Here is a 17,695-nt window from a genome sequence, read left to right on the forward strand (position 1 = left end):
TTAAGTTAGTGACAGCAATTAATTAATAGGAGGAAATTTTATGCCAGAACAAGCGAATAACTCTCGTTTTGGAAAACTGAATACATTTGATCTAAAAGTAATTGGTATTATACTCATGGTAGTCGATCATTTTCATGAAATGTTTGCATCTTTTGGTGCACCGGCGTGGATTGACTGGTTCGGGCGTCCTGTTGCAACTATTTTCTTTTTTGCTAGTGTTATCGGTTTTTCACACACACATAGTAAAAAAACATACATGTTGCGCCTCTACATCAGTATGGTGATCATGGCGCTGCTAATGAATGCGACACAAAGAATTATCGGATTTGATGAGGTGCAATTGATGAACAACATATTCCGTGACCTTTTTGTGGGAACGCTGTTTATGGCGTCTATTGATCAATTTGCAGCTATGAAAAATGGGCAAGCAGTAAAACATGGTTCTCTTGGCGTTTTACTTTTCGCTACGCCATTCATTTTTACGCTCATCATGATTCCGCTTTTATCTATCGATGTAACCGGATTTACTAATCAAATGATAGTATTAATCGCTAGTGCATTTAGTCCAGCTATCTTATTGGCAGAAAATGGGCTGATGATTTTGTTGATTCCTGTCATGTATATTTTCCGAAATGTTCGTTGGGCACAAATGTTAAGTATTGTCGGGGTTGCTTTACTGTACGGTTTGAGTGGTAGTACACAATAGATAATGATTTTTGCGATTATTCCGCTGTTATTATATAACGGGGAAAAAGGTCGTGGCATGAAGTACTTCTTTTACATCTTTTATCCAGCCCACATTATTATTTTGTATCTGATTGCTGCAGGAATACGTTTTCTATAAAATGGATATTTATTTGTCCCATGGTATTGATAACAGAATAGTTTTAACATTAAGCAACTAAGTTCTTCATGAATTTGGTTGCTTTTTTGTATAGCATTATCAAATAAAAAAGTACCGATAACTAACCTGTAAGATTAGCTGTCGGTACTAAATATTTTAGAAGTTATTTGTTTTATTCCCACTCAACAGTTGCAGGTGGCTTAGCTGTAATATCGTAGACTACGCGGTTAACGTGGGCAGTCTCATTTACAATACGACGAGAAATTTCTTCTAGGACATCCCATGTTAGCTTAGCAAAGTCAGCTGTCATACCATCAACAGATGTAATGGCACGAATGGCGATGGTGTGATCGTAAGTACGTTCATCTCCCATAACACCAACTGAACGAACGCCTGGCAAAACCGTGAAGTATTGCCATACTTCACCATCTAATCCTTGCTTGGCAATTTCATCACGCAAGATAGCGTCAGATTCGCGAACGATTTCTAACTTATCAGCAGTGATATCACCAATGATACGGATACCAAGACCAGGACCTGGGAATGGTTGGCGCCAAACAAGATTGTGTGGCATACCAAGCTTCTCACCAAGTGAACGAACTTCATCTTTAAACAATTTGTTCAAAGGCTCGATTAATTGGAATTGAATGTCATCAGGCAATCCACCAACGTTGTGATGTGACTTGATGGTTTGTGCTGTGTCAGTCCCTGATTCGATAACGTCAGTATATAACGTTCCTTGCGCAAGGAAGTCGATTCCATCAAGCTTTGCAGCTTCTTCATCAAAGACACGAATAAATTCATTACCAATGATTTTACGCTTCTTTTCAGGTTCAGTAACCCCAGCAAGCTTGCCTAAGAAACGTTCTTGAGCATCTACTTTAATAATATTTAGGCCAAACTTGTCACCAAGATCCCGCATCACTTCATCAGCTTCGTTTTTACGAAGTAGACCGTGATCTACGAAAATTGATGTTAATTGGTCACCAATAGCTTTGTGCAATAGAACACCAACAACTGATGAATCAACACCACCAGAAAGTCCAAGCAAAACACGCTTGTCGCCAACTGTTTCACGAATCTTTGCGATTTGTTCATCAATGAAATCATCCATTGACCAGTCACGGTTAGCGTGAACAGCATTTTCGATGAAGTTTTCTAAAATCTTCATACCATGAACGGTATGACGGACTTCAGTGTGGAATTGAACACCATATAATTGACGTTCTTTATTTTCCATCGCAGCAATAGGGGTGCTATCAGATGTAGCAACCGCAGTAAAGCCTTCAGGAACAGCACCGACATAATCACCGTGTGACATCAAAACAGTTTGTGTCTCAGGCGTGTCAGCGAATAAGGTGCTGTTTGCATCCAAAACGTTAATCTCAGTTTCACCATATTCAGATGTGTTGTTAGCAGGCAGTACTTTACCACCAGGTAACATGTGTGCCATAAGTTGCATACCATAGCAAACACCTAAAATAGGAATGTTTAGATTAAAAATTTCTGGATCAACAGAAAAGGCACCATCAGCGTAAACTGAATTAGGACCACCTGAAAAGACTAGGCCTTTAGGTTGAAGTTCTTTAATTTCAGCTGCGGTGATAGTGTGTGGCTTTAGTTCAGAATAAACACCTAATTCACGAATGCGTCGTGAGATTAGTTGGTTATATTGAGAACCAAAGTCCAATACAAGAATACTATCGTGTGTATCTGTGTTGGCCATGATATCCTCCATTTAATTTATAATTCTATTATACGTAGTTTATGATAATTTTCAATGCATGTTTATGATAATGTTCGTAGTTGTCGCAAATAAAATGACGCTTGATAAACTGCGAATTTCACATATTAAACTAATTTTTATTAATGGTTTTATCATTCAATAAAATATGGCGAAATATGCTAAAAAAGAGTCTTGCATTCTATGTTTGAGACCGCTATAGTAATTTACATTATTATATTTTTTAAGAACTCTTAAGTGAGTGGTTGGGTCGAGGGATTAATACTTGGAGGTATTCAAAGATGGTTTCACGTCGGATGATGATTATTGGTGGTGTAATAGTAGTTGCGATTGCAGGGATTGGTGTTGCATTAATGAACGGTGAAAAAGCAACTAATAACGATAAATTTACAGCAGCCATGGTATCAGATACGAATGGTGTTAATGATAAAGGGTTTAACCAAAGTGCATGGAATGGTTTACAAAAATGGGGTAAAGCTAATCATTTAACTAAGGGTAAAGATGGTTATAATTATTTTCAACCCAAAACAGTTGCTGATTATGATACACAATTAACGCAAGCAGCGACAGCTAATTATGACTTGGTTGCAGCTATTGGAAATACTTTTAAAGATTCCGTTGAAACTGTTGCTCAAAAACAACCCAAAACAAAATTTGTTTTGGTTGATGAGCAAGCCAATAAGAAATATAAAAATGTTGCTTCAGTCAAGTTTCATTCTGAACAATCTTCATATTTAGTCGGTGTTGCTGCAGCTAAAAAAGCACAAGAAGTTGGCGATAAAACGGTTGGCTTTATTGGTGGTATGCGTAATTCAGTTATTGAATCATTTTTAGCTGGTTACCAGGCCGGTGTGAAATCAGTTGATCCAAGTATTAAAGTAGATGCGACTTTTGCGGGAACCTTTTCAGATCCTGCTAAAGGACAAACGATTACAAAAGCTAAAATTGCAGAAGGTGAACATATTATTTTCCAAGCTGCTGGTGGTGTCGGTAATGGTGTTTTCCAAGCAGCTAAGGACCAAAGTGCTACGTTATCAGCAGGCTCAAAGGATAAAGTTTGGGTAATTGGTGTTGATCTTGATCAAACAAATATGGGTGATTACAAGACCAAAGATGGCAAACAAGATAACTTGACGCTAACATCATCATTAACGGGTATTGGTCGTGGTTTGCAATTAATTACCAAGCAAGCGCAAAATGATAAATTTCCTGGTGGTAAGACTGTTTATTATGGCCTAAAAGAAGGCGGCGTTGGTGTTGTGACAAAGAATTTGAACAGCGATGAAAAGAAAGCTGTTAACAATGCTAAACAACAAATCATTGATGGTGATATCAAGGTTTCAGCAGTGCCAAGCAAGTAAAAAGCAATTTGAGTCGAATTCGTACGAGCACTTTTCGTGGGATTTCGGCTTTTTAATATGAAAGAAAGTTCGTTTTTGTTGGCTATTATCGAGTAAAAAAATTTCGAAAAAGGTTTATAGTTCAGTATAATGACTTATAAGGCAACAACATTGCGCGATATAGCACATAAGGAATATTAAAAATGAATTCAAAAAGAAATACAATGAGTGTTAGAAAAATCCGGCAATTGCTTGGGGATGACAGCGAATATGATTGGATCGCTAATCAATTAACGCAAATTGCACAAATGTATCAAGTGTATGAATCAGCCCAGCGTGAAATTTCAACTAAGTTAGAAAATTTAGATGCTGAATTTGAAGTTAACTATAATCACAATCCAATTCACCATATTGATGGTCGTATGAAAGATCCACAAAGCTTGGTGGGGAAAATTAAAAAGAAAAATTTGGCACCAAACGTGGCGGCTGTTAAAAATAATATTTTTGACATTGCTGGTTTGCGGGTTATTACAAATTATATTGATGATATTTGCACAGTTGAAAAATTATTATCTCAGCAAGATGATGTAGAAGTTATTAAACGTAAGGATTATATTAAAAATCCTAAAGCTAGTGGGTATCGTAGTCTACATTTAGTAGTTAAAGTACCAGTGTTTAAGGCCCTTGAAGTTGAATCAATTCCAGTAGAAATTCAAATTAGAACGATTGGTATGGATATGTGGGCAAGTTTGGAACATGAACTGCGATACAAAACAGATGTTGACCGGGCGGAAGAATTTGCGGATAATTTAGTACATAATGCTAATGCATTATTTGATATTGAACAAAACTTCCAAGATATTCATCATGAATTATAATCAAAAGAAAGAGCTATTGTAGAACGAAATATGGAAAATAAACAAAAAAACCAATCACGTGATCGTAAAAATAATCATGTTTCACGTGGAACAAATAAACAAAACAGTGCACCAGTAAAAGTTGAAATTGGTGATCAACTATTAATCACAATTAAGCGCTTGGGTATTAATGGTGAGGGAATTGGATACTATAAACGTAAGATAACGTTTATCCCAGGGGCGTTACCAGGAGAAGTTGTAGAAGTTGAAGTTACTAACTTTACGAATAAATTTATTGAAGCAAAAGTACTTAAATTCAAGCAACAGTCTAAGCAACGTGTAACACCGGTTGATAATCAAGAAGTCGGTGGGGTTGAGTTAGCACACCTATCGTATGAAGGCCAATTAAAGTTTAAGCAAGACGTCATTCGTCAAGCTTTGGAAAAATATCGGCCTGCTGGTTATGCACATTATAAATTACTACCAACAATTGGTATGGATGATCCAACTGGTTATCGTAACAAAGCGCAGTTCCCTGTACGTGAGGTGAATGGTAAATTAGCGGTGGGTATGTACAAGCGTCAGTCTCACAAATTGATTGATTTACCAGTTATGACCACCCAACATCCAGCTACGTTAAAAGTTGTACGTACAGTTCGTGATATTTTGGCTGATATGCAATTATCGATTTATGATGAACGTCGTAACCGTGGTTCAATTAAAACATTAATCGCACGTGTTTCAGAATCAACAGGGGATGTGCAATTAACAATTGTGACGAATGGTCGTTCATTACCTGATTCGGACGAATTAATTACACGAATTCATGATGAACTGCCAGAAGTTGTTTCAATTCATCAAAATATTAATCGTGGCGATTCTTCATTAATATGGGGTGATGATACACGCCAAATTTGGGGTGAAGATTATATTACAGAAGACATAAATGGCAAAACATTTAAATTATCACCTCGTGCTTTCCTTCAACTAAATCCACGCCAAACACAACGCTTGTATCAGGAAACAATTAAGGCTTTGGATCTAACAAAAGCGGATAAGTTAATTGATGCCTATTCAGGTGTGGGTACCATCGGTATTTCATTAGCCGATCATGCCGGTGAAGTGCGCGGCATGGATACGATACCTGAATCAATTGATGATGCAACTGAAAATGTTATTGATAATGCAGTCGATAATGCAACTTACTATGTTGGTGCTGCTGAAGAATTAATTCCACAGTGGGCTAGCGAAGGTTGGATTGCGGATGCGTTGGTTGTTGATCCACCACGTACAGGGTTGGATGGTGCATTACGTCAAACAATTTTGGCCACGAAGCCGGATAAGTTTGTCTATGTTTCATGTAATGCTTCAACGCTAGCACGTGATTTGGTTGATTTGGCAAAGGTTTATCGTGTCGATTATATTCAATCAATTGATATGTTCCCACAAACAGCTCGTTGGGAAGGTATTGTTAAATTTACTAAGAAATAAAATTAATTTTAGAGATGTTAGTTTGCCATTTAAAGTGGCTAGACTGACATCTTTTTTGCGTATTTAAAGTAACATAAAGTCAAAATGTGAAACAAATGAGATTATTTTAATTTAATGATTGACTTTTCATAATACGCGTTTTACCATAATATGAGTAAACACGATGAATGGGTAAGTAGTTTGTAATGGATACGCAAAGCGAGTTGCAGATAGTGTAAGGCAATCGATTCAGCAAATGAATTTTGGCCCGGGAGTGATTGGAATTATGAGTAGTTAATATAAGTGATTTCCGGTGTGCGCGATATAGCATGTAAGTAATTCATGACTTAGTGAGCAATTTACAGTGATGTAAATTGAAACACGGGTGGTAACGCGATTTCAGTCGTCCCGTCGTTCCATATTTTTATGGTGCGACGGGATTTTTTTATTTAGAGGAGCAATATGACAACGACAAATTTTGCGTCTTTGCAATTGCCAGATGGTGAAATTGCATTAGACGAGCAAACAAGAGCCACATATGGGGCAAATGATTATACACAAGAGATTACAAACAAGGTGATGCCAGATGCAGTTATCTTTGCATCTTCAATTGCCGATGTCCAAGCAACAGTAAAGTTTGCGGCGACACATCAAATTGCAGTTGTACCACAGGGAGCTAAAACGTCTATCGTTAATAGCGCAGCTGGGTTAGCCGGCAGTTTAATTTTAAATCTATCACGAATGAATAAAATTTTATCAATAGAACCAGAAAACCAGGTTGCTACTGTTCAACCAGGTGTGTTGAATGGCGATTTAGATACGCAAGCACGTCAGGTTGGTTATTTTTATGCACCTGATCCAGGTTCAAAACCAATTAGTTCAATTGGCGGTAATATTGCGACCAATGCTGGTGGGATGTCTTCGCTGAAGTACGGGACAACGAAGCAATCGGTGCTAGGACTAAAGGTTGTTTTAGCAAATGGTGAATTGCTCACTTTGGGTGGTAAAACATTTAAGAATAATGCAGCATATGATTTAACTGATTTAATGATTGGTTCAGAAGGTACTTTGGGCATTATTGTTGAAGCAACACTGCGCCTATTACCAATTTCTTTGGGGCAACCGGTCACCGGATTGGCAACATTTCCAACAATTCATGAGTTAATGCAAGCAGTGCAAGCGGTTCAGGCTAGTGGCGTTAATCCATCAATGTTAGAAATTTTAAATCGCGTCTCTATTGAAGCGCTTGATGAGTATGAAGGTAGCCACTTGGGAAGTCATGGGGAACAAGCATTGTTGATTTTCCAAATTGATGTGGCTGCACCTGAAGCTTTAAGCACAGTTGAGCAAGTATTACATACATGTGGTGCAACAAAGATTGATGTTACTGCAGACCAGCAACGTACTAGTGAAATTATTAAAATTCGCCAGGATATTTTTGCAGCCGGCGCACAATATGGTCGCTTAATTGTTGAAGATGTGGCAGTTCCATTGGGGCAATTAGCCAAGGTAGCAGATAAAGCAGAGGAATTAGCAAGCAAGTATGATCAACGATTATTATTGTTAGGCCATGCAGGGGATGGTAATTTGCATCCAGATATTACCTTAGAAGATAAAGATGGGGCTTTACCAGAAGAAACGCAACGATTTATTGATGAACTATTAGCGTTCGTCATTGAAGTAAAGGGGACTGTTAGCGCGGAGCATGGTATTGGTAGCTTGAAGAATGCATGGGTACCAAAACAATTAGATGCAAATGTTAGAATTCTACAAAAACAAATTAAACAAGTATTCGATCCGTTGGGCATTTTAAATCCAGGACGCAAAATTTAGAAAATATAGGGGCGAAATTATGGGCGTAAATAAACGAGTAGCAGCAATTGAACCAAATGCCATCCGCGCATTTGATGATCAAACTAGTGGTGTAACAGATATTTTAAAATTAACACTTGGGGAACCTGATTTTTCTGTCCCACAGCATGTTAAACAAGCAGCAATTGATAGTATTAATAGTGATGATTCACACTATGCACCTTCTAAGGGAAGTGTGGCTTTGCGTAAGGCTATTCGTCATTTTATGATAGACCGTTATGATTTATCATACGATGCTGAATCTGAAATCATTGTCACTTTGGGTGCAACGGAAGGGATTTATGATACACTGACAGCTTTTGTGAATGATGGTGACAAAGTATTGTTACCAGCGCCTAACTTTTCAATGTATGATCCTACAATTGCATTAGCCGGTGGTGAAGTGGTCTATGTGGATACATCTAAATCTGATTTTTTGTTGACGCCTGCACAATTACAAGCAGCTATTGATGAATACGGCGATAAATTGACAACGGTTCTGTTAAACTATCCATCTAATCCAACAGGGATAACATATACGGCAGAACAATTAGCTGCACTAGCAGAGATTTTGCAAGGAACAGATATTACGGTTATTGCTGATGAAATTTATGCTGAATTGACTTACGATGCGCCACATTATTCAATTGCAAAATTTTTACCATCACAAACAGTCATCTTGAATGGTGTTTCAAAATCACATGCGATGACAGGTTATCGAATTGGGTTTATTGTTGGGCCGAAGGAACTATTAGCACCCGTTGCAACGTTACACCAATTTACAGTGACATCTGCTTCAAATCCTGCAATGGCTGCCGCAGCGGAGGCGCTTGGGTCTGCACAAGGAAAACTGGACTCTAAGGGGATGCGTGAAGCATATCGTGAGCGACGCGACTATTTGGTGCCGGCACTAAGACAATTAGGATTCGAAATCCCGCAGCCAACAGGGGCGTTTTACGTTTTTGCTAAACTCCCAGCTAATGTCAATCAGGATGATTATGAATTTGGTTAAGCGAGGCAAAGTTGCCGTTATTCCTGGTTCAATTTTCAACATTGGTGGTGAAGGCTACATTCGTATTAGTTATGCTTCATCTATGGATGTTTTGCATGAAGCAGTAAGACGAATTGGGACATTTTTGGAAAATTATTAATAATGGAGGGATAGCAGTATGACACGTAAAGTGGGGATTATTGGATTAGGACACGTTGGTGCAGCAATTGCGCATAGTTTATCAGCACAGGGAGCAGTAGATGAATTTGTCTTTATTGATATTGATGAAGCGAAAGTAACTGCGGAAGCACTGGACTTTGAAGATGCAAAAGCTAATTTGGAATATAATGCCAATTATGTTGTTAATGATTGGGATGCTTTGGCGGACGCCGATGTCGTAATTTCTTCAGTGGGTAAGATTTCCTTACAAGGGACAAGCGTCACTAAAGATCGTTTCGTTGAATTACAATATACAAAGTATCAAATTAAAGGGGTGTCTGAAAAATTAGTTGCATCAGAATTTAATGGTGTTTTAGTTGTTATTACAAACCCAGTGGATGTCATCACGACTATGTATCAACACTTTACTGGTTTCCCAGCAGAACGCGTTATTGGAACTGGGACCCTATTGGACACGGCTAGATTACATCGTGCTGTTGGACAAGCACTACAAGTACACCCAAAATCAGTTTATGGGTATAATGTGGGCGAGCATGGTAATTCACAATTTACGGCTTGGTCAACTGTCACAGTCAAAGATCAACCGATTACGGCGTATGGTTTGCCACTCTCAAAGTTGGATGAAGCAGTGCGGGCTGGCGGCTTTACGGTTTACGATGGTAAAAAATTTACCAGTTATGGTATCGCAAGTGCAGCTAGTCGACTAACAAAAGCAGTCTTGACTGATAGTTATGAAGAGCTACCTGTCTCTAATTATCGTTCAGAATATGGTGTTTATGTCTCATATCCAGTGATCGTTGGCCGTGGGGGAATTGTTGATAGTGTGCAATTGCATTTATCAGCAGATGAACAGGCAAAGTTAGACGCCTCAGCAAAATTGATCCATGATCGATATGAAGCAGTTATTGCTGAATTGGATAATGAATAATATGTATAAATATACATTTTAAATGAATAGTCAAATGACAAAAAGAACCACCAATTTACATGTTAATGTGTAAATTGGTGGTTCTTCAATATATTCAGAATGTCTTGTGTCACACGCTAGTTTAAAACGTGTTCCCAAAGACTGAATCCTAAATGTAACAACATTTAGGCGTATCACGCCCTACGCGTTGCTTCGGTCGCAACTCACCTAAACGATGTTACAACCGGATTCAAACCGTCTTGTGGCACACTCTAATTTAGAAATCAGCTTGTGAGGCATCTTGATGTGTTCCAGCAACACCTTCTAATTGATCAAGGGCTGTCATTTCTTCGTCAGTTAAGGCGAAGTCAAAGACATCGGCATTTTGTTCAATTCGTTCAGCATGAGTTGATTTTGGTAGTGGTAGGAAACCGTGTTGTAGCGACCAGCGTACCAATACTTGTGCTGCTGACTTATTATATTTTGTAGCAATATCGTTGATTTGAGGAACTTCTAGCAAAGATCCTGTTCCCAATGGTGAATAGGCTTCTGTTAAAATATTATGCTCATTGTTGAAGGCAACAATATCCTTTTCTAGGTCAGAAGGGTTCACAAATAGTTGGTTAACCATTGGGGCAATTGTTGCCGTCTTTAACAAAGCTTCAACGTGTTCAATTTGGAAGTTAGAAATACCAATGGCACGAATTTTACCATCAGTGTTGGCATCTTCCATGTAGCGCCAAGTTTCGGCATTGGCCTTGTCCCAATTACGACGATTGATTAATGGATTTGGCCAGTGAATTAGGTATAGATCTAGGTAGTCCAATCCAAGTAATTGTAATGACTTATCCAAGGCAATCTTTGCAGCTTCAAAACTGTGGCTGTCATTCCATAATTTTGAGGTAACGAATAATTCTTCACGTGGGATACCTGAATCTTTAATAGCACGACCAACTGAAGCTTCATTACCATAAGCAGCGGCAGTGTCAATGTGGCGATAACCAGCTTTTAATGCATCAAGCACACTTTGATAGGCGACATCCCCATCTGGCGTTTGCCACGTACCAAATCCAATAACTGGGATTTTAACCCCATTATTTAAGGTAAATGTATCGGTTAATGATGAAATGGTCATATACTTACACCTCTTATTAAATATATTTCAGTTAAATTTAGCTGATAATTCACTTCCCAGTATAACAAAAAATAACGCTAAACTAAATTATATAGTTTATCTACTTGATATAGTTGGGTATAATATTAAGGATAATAACGTGAGAAAGGAAAGTGAAATGTCAAAAGTTACAAAAGAAGCAATTTTTGAAGCAACGCAGGCTGTGTTGATGGAAAAAGGTTACGAAAAGGCACGTCTTGCTGATGTTGCGCGCAAATTGACAATTACGCCAGCTGCGTTGTACAAGCATTTTGCCAACCGTGATGCTTTATTTCAAGAAATGGATGAGGATTGGTTGTTGCATGTCGATGCACCAATCATAGCGGCCAGTGAGCGGGCTACAAAAGAGAATCGGGTGCAAGCGTTGCATGACTGGTTGTGGTTGCTTTCAACGCGTCGTCAAGCCAGTTTTGCTGAAGCACCAGAAATGTTAGCTTTTTATAAGTTTGAGTTAGGTAAGCATGATAGTTTAATTGAACCACGACTTAAAGAATTTGCAGCAGCTGTTGAAAAAATAATGGCATGGGACACGTTCCGTCAACAACGTGGTCAAACGGTTATGCAGACATTCACCTATTTTTATCATCCGTTTTTTGCAGGGCGCTGGGATGACAACTTATTTAAAACAATTTTTGAAACAACGTGGCAAGAAACGTTGCCTGTTGTGCAACAAGGATTAACGCAACAGCCTGAAGAATAAAAATTTAAAAGCTAACCAGGAATTGATGGCATGAGATATATCCTGAAAGTTAAAGTAAATATTTAACTTTCAGGATTTTTTTGTTTAGAACAGCTAATTATTTTAGTTAACTTTAAAATATTGCGTATTTTTACGCTTTAGTAAACAAAAAAATATGGTAATATATAAAGAATAGACATATTTCAAAATAAGGATGGAATTATGGCAAAATATAAATTATTAAAACAATATATTTACACAGTTGATGATAAGTCCTTACCTAAGAATATAATTGCTGATCAAGAATATAGGTGTCGTATTGATGGATATTCTACAATAATGACACAGATGCGACCTAAAATAATGAACGATGAAGAAAAGTCTACCACAACGTACCCAATATTTTTTGTTGAAACTGTTCGAATTAATGAATTAATTTCAAAAATGTATCGTCATTCAAAACAAATTATTCTTTTAGAAGATATCTTACCAGGGGTTGCTAAGACTAGTTTTATTAATACGTTATTAATTAATGAAATTCATGATACCAATGAAATAGAGGGCGTGGATACAAATCGTGAAGAAATAGGAACAATCATTGGAAATAATAAAAAAAATACGAAAACCAAGAGATTAGTTTCTACTGTAAATTTATATATTGATACTATCAGTGAAAAATCAAAAAAGATATTTCAGTTAAAAGATTTTAGAACTATATATGATGAACTTTTGCAAGGTGAAATTATAGATAAAGAGAAACCGGATAGTAGATATTTTAGAAATGGTTTTGTGCGAATTGGCAATTCGTTAGAAACTGTATATATCCCACCTGTTAAGGAAGAAGAAATATTTACTGCATTAACAAGTTTAATTGATTTTATGAATTCTCATAAGGTCGATCCGATTTTAAAAGCTTTGGTAACGCATTTTATGTTTGAAAATACGCATCCATTTTATGATGGTAATGGTAGGATGGGACGATATTTACTATCTTCGTATATCTCTTCAAAAGTAGATATATATTCAGGTTTATCGATTGCTACGGCTATCAGGAAACATAGCGATAAATATTATCGTACGTTTAAACAAGCTGATGATATGTTTAATCGAGGTGATTTGACGATATTTTTAGAAGACATGCTGACCATATTAGTATCGGGACAACAGGATGTTATTCAAGATTTAAGAGGTAAAAAGGAGAAATTAGATACAATAAAGCATAATCTTGCACAACAAGGACAGTTTTCAGATTTAGATAAGGGGATACTATTTATAATTTCTCAATCACAGTTGTTTAATATCGTTGATTCAACGTCAATCAAGGATAATGAGATAGTAGCGATTATTAATAAAAGAAAAGTGGCTGTGAATAGCATCAAAGGTGCTATTAAGGACCTAACTAGCAATGGCATATTAGTTGAAATTTCTAAAAATCCTTTAAAACATGTTATTAATAAGAAAACTTGGCATGAATTACTTATTTGAGTAAACTCCCCGAATTATATAAAAATATCCCGAAAGTAAGAATTTAACTTTCGGGATATTTTTTAATGAGTCACTGTTACGCTTCATTTTGATTGAATTTAAAAGCATTTAAGAAACGGTTAATACGCTCAGTCGGATTATTGAAAAATTCATCTGGGGTACCATCAAAGTTGATTTCACCATCTTCCAAGAATAACATCCGATCTGCCGCATGACGCGCAAAATCCATGTTATGGGTCACAATAATCATGGATTGATTTTCGTGAGCTAAGTCGTTTAACACACGTAAAACTTGCGCCTCTAGTTCTGGGTCCAAAGCAGAAGTTGGCTCATCCAATAGTAGATAATCAGGCGCCATAGCTAACGCACGTGCAATTGCAACACGTTGCGTTTGGCCGCCAGATAATTGATAAGGATAACGATCAGCCGTGTTGTCTAAATCAACAGCTGCTAATAATTCGTGTGCATGTTTAGTAGCCTGTGCCTTTGATTGTTTAAGCACATGCACAGGTGCTTCAATCATGTTTCCCATGATTGTTAGGTGGTCAAACATACGTGGTTGTTGGAAAACCATGCCTGTTTTACGACGTACCCATAATAAGGTTTCAGTTGTTAGTGGCTGGCTTAGATCAATCGTGCGGTCATCAATCGTATATTGTCCACTATCAGGACGTTCTAAGAGATTTAATGAACGCAATAGAGTAGATTTACCAGATCCAGATGGACCAACAATGACGGTTGTTTCATGCGGATTGAAGGTAACGTTGATGTCTTTTAGCGCATAATGTTCAGTATAACGCTTATCAATATGTTCTAATTTAAGCATGTTTTTTACCTCTGTTCTTTCACAAAACGGTCAGCCCAACGTTGAATATAGCGTTGTGGGAATGACAAGACGGTAACAAATAGTGCATAGATAACAGCAACCAATAGATACATTTGCAATGGTTCAAAGTTAACGGCGGCTAGTTGTTGTGATAGGTAGAACATTTCAACAATTGTCACAACGGAAGCAAGTGACGTATCTTTAACTAATGCAACAAATGAATTAGCTAATGTGGGGATAGAAATACGTGTTGCTTGTGGTAAAATGATGCGCAAAAATATTTGGCGATCAGTCATGCCTAAAGCCGCAGCGGCTTCACGTTGTGTATCAGGAATGGATGAAATTGACGCACGAATTGCTTCGGACGCATAAGCACCTGTGTTTAATGATAATACCATCACAGCAGCTGACCAACCTGAAGGAGATAACCAACTAATACCTAATTTTGGTAAACCGTAGAAAACAACGAATAATTGCACAAGCATAGGGGTTGAACGGAAAATCCAAACATAAAATCCAAGAATAAATTTTAAAATATGCCAACCAAGCTTACCAAATCCGGTAGCATGAGGGATATAAGAACGTAAAATAGCGACTGCACCAGCAATCACAACGGCAATAACAAAAGAAATTAATGCTAGTGGAATCGTGTATTTAATACCAGCAACAATTAATTGAGGTGCATAAGTTGCAATAAATTGAAACATGAGTCATCCTTTCAAAAAATGAACACAAAAAAAGTGTTAAACAATTCTGATAACATCAGATGCCTAACACATTTTTTACGATTATTAAAATGGTGTACACCAAGATAACCTATCGCAAAAAACGCGTTAGGCTCGCACAAGCAATATAGTTATGTGATGAAGCATGTAACATAATGATACCCCTTAAACGACAAATAAATTAGTAACATACTTTATTTTAGGGGTCTAACTAATTAAATGCAAGTAAAATCTAATTAGTTATCTAAACATTGACAAATTGTTAGTAAACAGAGTATGATTTGGCTCAGTAACTAAGAGAGGTAATGTTTATGAATTTTAGGATGCGATGTTAAAATAACCGGTGAAGTGACGTTAATTGAAGACAAATTAAACACCAGTTGAGGAAAATAAAATGAATAAATATACAAAAATCGCAGCTATTGCAGCTGTTTCATTAACTGTCGCCAGTGTTGGCGCATACACAGCAATCCCAAGTACTTCTGCCAAATCAACACCAGCATATCAAAAGAATTTGCATAAAAAAGGTACATTGACAATTGGGTTGGAAGGCACATACTCGCCTTATTCATATCGTGATAAGTCAGGTAAACTAACTGGCTTTGAGGTTGATTTGTCAAAGGCAGTTGCTAAAAAGCTAAATTTAAAGCATGAATTCACACAAACAAAATTTGACTCACTAGTTGCTGGCTTGGGCGCCAACAAGTATGATGTCGTTTACAATAACATGGGTAAGAATAAAGAACGTGAAAAGCATTATACGTTTGCAAGCCCATACTTATATACTAAAACAGTGATGATTACAAAACCCGATTCAGATATTAAATCAGCTGCTGATTTAAAAGGTAAGAGATCAGCACAATCGGCTTCATCTAACTTTGGTCAAGCAGCTAAAAAGGCTGGCACAAAGATCGTTTCAGTACCAGGATTTGCAGAAGCCATTGATTTAATCAATTCTGGTAAAGCAGATGTGACACTAAACTCACAAGATTCATGGGGAGTTTATAAAAAAGCACATCCTGAAACAAAACTGAAGGCTAAGACGACTAAACTATTGGATAATACATCTGCTTCACCAATGGTAAATAAGAAAGATAAAGCGTTAGCTAAAAAAATAACGAAGGCACAAAAAGAATTGAAAAAAGATGGTACAATGTCGAAACTATCAGAAAAATATTTTGGATCTGATTTAACGAAAAAACCATAGAATAACGTATAATATTAGTCTCAGGGAATTTGTCCTTGAGACTATTTTTTAATTACTGGATTTAATGTTAATAGAGGTGTTAATTATGTTGATTGCTAAAAAAATTATTGTACGTGGTCATGTACAGGGAGTTGGGTTTCGTTATTTCACAACAACGTTAGCTGAGGATATGGGCGTTGTAGGTGCTGTATGGAATAAAGAAGATGGGTCAGTTCATATTGAGGCGCAAGCTGAGGAAAGTGTGATGGCAGATTTTGTGGCTAAAGTGGGTGAATCGCCATCACCATATGGCCGAGTTGATTCGGTAACAACGCAAGACATTGCGGTACATGAAGATAGAAATAGCTTTCGTGAATTATAAAACGTTATCGTAGCCAGTTAGCAATGTGACATTGCATGACTGGTTTTTTTAATGTAAGCTGAGTTGTTAAGAGTTTTTAGGAGGCTTTGAAAAAAATGGCTATTAAAACATGGTTAAAATTTGTTGAAGTGCAATCATTGGTTGCGAGTGCATTACCGTTAATACTAGGTAATTTATATGCAGCCATCACGTATCAAAAGTTTAACATTGGTTATGCGATTTTATTTGCAATCGTTGTATTTTCATTACAAATGGTGGCAAATGTTTGGAATAATATTCAAGACTTTAAATCAGCAACAAGTGATGAATGGAAAAATGGTGTGAATAACATTGTTGGTAATGGCGGTATTTCACAGCGTCAATCATGGTTAACACTAGGTGTTTTAATTTTGATTGCGGCTGTTGGTGGGTTATGGTTAGCATTCCAAACAGGATGGCCTTTATTTATTATGGGAATCATTGGATTTATCGTTACTTACTGGTATGCAGGAACGCCATTACCGTTATCACGGACCCCATTTGGTGAGTTAGCTTCTGGTTTGACGATGGGCTATTTAATTTTCTTGAGTGCAACATATATTAATATTGCACCTACCTTTAATAGTGAGTTGGTTATTCATGCCATTATTGCTTCAGCTATTGCGTGGTTTGCAATTGGCGATATTATGTTGGCCAATAACATTGGTGATTATGAAGAAGACGTTGCTGAGGGACGTCATACGTTGGTGTGGCATTTAGGAAAACCACGTGCCGTTAAAGCGTTTGGCTGGATTTATATAGCAGGTTATGTGATGCTGATTATTGCGGTATTGCTGGGCATTTTACCTTGGTTAGCTTTGGTAGCGTTATTATCATTGCCAATTGTAATGAAAAACGTGCGTGCTTTTCAATCAAAGCCAATCAAACCCAATTTTCCATTTGCAATTAAAAATGCGGTGGTTATCTCAATCACTTTGGCGATTGGTTTAGTATTAGCTTTGATTTTTAATTAATAAAATTTAATTTTTTGCCTTGTTTCAGAGTGTCAATCTACCAAAATATAAATGGTGAGGTT

Annotated in this window: 16 protein-coding genes and 1 pseudogene; 13 read left to right on the forward strand and 4 right to left on the reverse strand. The window is 37.2% G+C overall.

What is annotated here, in order from left to right:
* Positions 1-40: 40 nt before the first annotated feature.
* Positions 41-706 (forward strand): hypothetical protein, encoded by a 666-nt coding sequence (locus FFM61_RS00605; RefSeq protein WP_306452589.1) that lies wholly within the window; start codon positions 41-43, stop codon positions 704-706.
* Between the two features lie 3 nt (positions 707-709).
* A complete protein-coding gene (locus tag FFM61_RS09230) occupies positions 710-844 on the forward strand; it encodes a TraX family protein (RefSeq protein WP_306452588.1) in 135 nt (44 codons plus the stop codon).
* Between the two features lie 172 nt (positions 845-1,016).
* On the opposite strand, the gene guaA is transcribed toward FFM61_RS09230, so the two are convergent.
* Positions 1,017-2,570 carry a glutamine-hydrolyzing GMP synthase gene (gene guaA / locus FFM61_RS00610; RefSeq protein ID WP_074426620.1) on the reverse strand — a complete coding sequence of 518 codons (1,554 nt, stop codon included), beginning with the start codon at positions 2,568-2,570 and terminating at the stop codon, positions 1,017-1,019.
* Between the two features lie 299 nt (positions 2,571-2,869).
* Here guaA and FFM61_RS00615 point away from each other — a divergent pair, with 299 nt between their 5' ends.
* The 6 genes and pseudogenes from FFM61_RS00615 to FFM61_RS00640 all read left to right on the forward strand — a co-directional run bounded on the left by FFM61_RS00615 (position 2,870) and on the right by FFM61_RS00640 (position 10,205).
* Positions 2,870-3,949 carry a BMP family lipoprotein gene (locus FFM61_RS00615; RefSeq protein ID WP_074426619.1) on the forward strand — a complete coding sequence of 360 codons (1,080 nt, stop codon included), beginning with the start codon at positions 2,870-2,872 and terminating at the stop codon, positions 3,947-3,949.
* A gap of 182 nt (positions 3,950-4,131) precedes the next feature.
* Complete coding sequence (locus FFM61_RS00620; protein ID WP_074426618.1) at positions 4,132-4,806, forward strand: GTP pyrophosphokinase; 675 nt, start codon at positions 4,132-4,134, stop codon at positions 4,804-4,806.
* A gap of 30 nt (positions 4,807-4,836) precedes the next feature.
* Positions 4,837-6,276: a 23S rRNA (uracil(1939)-C(5))-methyltransferase RlmD gene (gene rlmD / locus FFM61_RS00625; protein ID WP_074426617.1), complete on the forward strand. Its 1,440-nt coding sequence runs from the start codon at positions 4,837-4,839 to the stop codon at positions 6,274-6,276.
* Between the two features lie 441 nt (positions 6,277-6,717).
* Complete coding sequence (locus tag FFM61_RS00630; RefSeq protein ID WP_074426616.1) at positions 6,718-8,088, forward strand: FAD-binding oxidoreductase; 1,371 nt, start codon at positions 6,718-6,720, stop codon at positions 8,086-8,088.
* A gap of 19 nt (positions 8,089-8,107) precedes the next feature.
* Positions 8,108-9,257: pseudogene (locus tag FFM61_RS00635) on the forward strand (aminotransferase class I/II-fold pyridoxal phosphate-dependent enzyme).
* 18 nt (positions 9,258-9,275) lie between these two features.
* A complete protein-coding gene (locus tag FFM61_RS00640) occupies positions 9,276-10,205 on the forward strand; it encodes an L-lactate dehydrogenase (protein ID WP_074426615.1) in 930 nt (309 codons plus the stop codon).
* A gap of 256 nt (positions 10,206-10,461) precedes the next feature.
* On the opposite strand, the gene FFM61_RS00645 is transcribed toward FFM61_RS00640, so the two are convergent.
* Positions 10,462-11,319, reverse strand: coding sequence for an aldo/keto reductase (locus FFM61_RS00645; RefSeq protein ID WP_074426614.1), 858 nt, complete (start codon positions 11,317-11,319; stop codon positions 10,462-10,464).
* 157 nt (positions 11,320-11,476) lie between these two features.
* Here FFM61_RS00645 and FFM61_RS00650 point away from each other — a divergent pair, with 157 nt between their 5' ends.
* Positions 11,477-12,058, forward strand: a complete 582-nt coding sequence (locus FFM61_RS00650) for a TetR/AcrR family transcriptional regulator (RefSeq protein ID WP_074426613.1) — start codon at positions 11,477-11,479, stop codon at positions 12,056-12,058.
* Positions 12,059-12,259: 201 nt separating this feature from the next.
* Entirely contained in the window at positions 12,260-13,522 is a 1,263-nt protein-coding gene (locus tag FFM61_RS00655; protein ID WP_074426612.1) for a Fic family protein, read from the forward strand.
* A 76-nt stretch (positions 13,523-13,598) separates the two neighbouring features.
* Here the strand turns inward: FFM61_RS00655 and FFM61_RS00660 are convergent, their stop codons facing one another.
* Positions 13,599-14,348, reverse strand: a complete 750-nt coding sequence (locus FFM61_RS00660) for an amino acid ABC transporter ATP-binding protein (RefSeq protein ID WP_074426611.1) — start codon at positions 14,346-14,348, stop codon at positions 13,599-13,601.
* A 5-nt stretch (positions 14,349-14,353) separates the two neighbouring features.
* Positions 14,354-15,055: an amino acid ABC transporter permease gene (locus FFM61_RS00665; RefSeq protein WP_074426610.1), complete on the reverse strand. Its 702-nt coding sequence runs from the start codon at positions 15,053-15,055 to the stop codon at positions 14,354-14,356.
* A gap of 412 nt (positions 15,056-15,467) precedes the next feature.
* On the opposite strand from FFM61_RS00665, the gene FFM61_RS00670 reads away from it, so the two are divergent.
* From FFM61_RS00670 to FFM61_RS00680, 3 genes are all read left to right on the forward strand, one after another.
* Positions 15,468-16,280, forward strand: a complete 813-nt coding sequence (locus tag FFM61_RS00670) for a transporter substrate-binding domain-containing protein (protein ID WP_074426609.1) — start codon at positions 15,468-15,470, stop codon at positions 16,278-16,280.
* A gap of 85 nt (positions 16,281-16,365) precedes the next feature.
* Positions 16,366-16,641: an acylphosphatase gene (locus FFM61_RS00675; RefSeq protein ID WP_074426608.1), complete on the forward strand. Its 276-nt coding sequence runs from the start codon at positions 16,366-16,368 to the stop codon at positions 16,639-16,641.
* Positions 16,642-16,736: 95 nt separating this feature from the next.
* Positions 16,737-17,633 carry a prenyltransferase gene (locus tag FFM61_RS00680; protein WP_074426607.1) on the forward strand — a complete coding sequence of 299 codons (897 nt, stop codon included), beginning with the start codon at positions 16,737-16,739 and terminating at the stop codon, positions 17,631-17,633.
* Positions 17,634-17,695 lie beyond the last annotated feature (62 nt).

This window comes from Weissella hellenica (genome assembly GCF_005405545.1).
Taxonomy (GTDB): Bacteria; Bacillota; Bacilli; order Lactobacillales; family Lactobacillaceae; genus Weissella; species Weissella hellenica.

What these genes read in the sequence shown, in the direction of transcription:
- rlmD (WP_074426617.1), top strand. Translation starts at nt 4,837, where the DNA reads ATGGAAAATAAACAAAAAAACCAATCACGTGATCGTAAAAATAATCAT.
- FFM61_RS00615 (WP_074426619.1), top strand. Translation starts at nt 2,870, where the DNA reads ATGGTTTCACGTCGGATGATGATTATTGGTGGTGTAATAGTAGTTGCG.
- FFM61_RS00675 (WP_074426608.1), top strand. Translation starts at nt 16,366, where the DNA reads ATGTTGATTGCTAAAAAAATTATTGTACGTGGTCATGTACAGGGAGTT.
- FFM61_RS00680 (WP_074426607.1), top strand. Translation starts at nt 16,737, where the DNA reads ATGGCTATTAAAACATGGTTAAAATTTGTTGAAGTGCAATCATTGGTT.
- guaA (WP_074426620.1), bottom strand. Translation starts at nt 2,570, where the DNA reads ATGGCCAACACAGATACACACGATAGTATTCTTGTATTGGACTTTGGT.
- FFM61_RS00605 (WP_306452589.1), top strand. Translation starts at nt 41, where the DNA reads ATGCCAGAACAAGCGAATAACTCTCGTTTTGGAAAACTGAATACATTT.
- FFM61_RS00670 (WP_074426609.1), top strand. Translation starts at nt 15,468, where the DNA reads ATGAATAAATATACAAAAATCGCAGCTATTGCAGCTGTTTCATTAACT.
- FFM61_RS00650 (WP_074426613.1), top strand. Translation starts at nt 11,477, where the DNA reads ATGTCAAAAGTTACAAAAGAAGCAATTTTTGAAGCAACGCAGGCTGTG.
- FFM61_RS00630 (WP_074426616.1), top strand. Translation starts at nt 6,718, where the DNA reads ATGACAACGACAAATTTTGCGTCTTTGCAATTGCCAGATGGTGAAATT.
- FFM61_RS00645 (WP_074426614.1), bottom strand. Translation starts at nt 11,319, where the DNA reads ATGACCATTTCATCATTAACCGATACATTTACCTTAAATAATGGGGTT.
- FFM61_RS00640 (WP_074426615.1), top strand. Translation starts at nt 9,276, where the DNA reads ATGACACGTAAAGTGGGGATTATTGGATTAGGACACGTTGGTGCAGCA.
- FFM61_RS00655 (WP_074426612.1), top strand. Translation starts at nt 12,260, where the DNA reads ATGGCAAAATATAAATTATTAAAACAATATATTTACACAGTTGATGAT.
- FFM61_RS09230 (WP_306452588.1), top strand. Translation starts at nt 710, where the DNA reads ATGATTTTTGCGATTATTCCGCTGTTATTATATAACGGGGAAAAAGGT.
- FFM61_RS00660 (WP_074426611.1), bottom strand. Translation starts at nt 14,348, where the DNA reads ATGCTTAAATTAGAACATATTGATAAGCGTTATACTGAACATTATGCG.
- FFM61_RS00665 (WP_074426610.1), bottom strand. Translation starts at nt 15,055, where the DNA reads ATGTTTCAATTTATTGCAACTTATGCACCTCAATTAATTGTTGCTGGT.
- FFM61_RS00620 (WP_074426618.1), top strand. Translation starts at nt 4,132, where the DNA reads ATGAATTCAAAAAGAAATACAATGAGTGTTAGAAAAATCCGGCAATTG.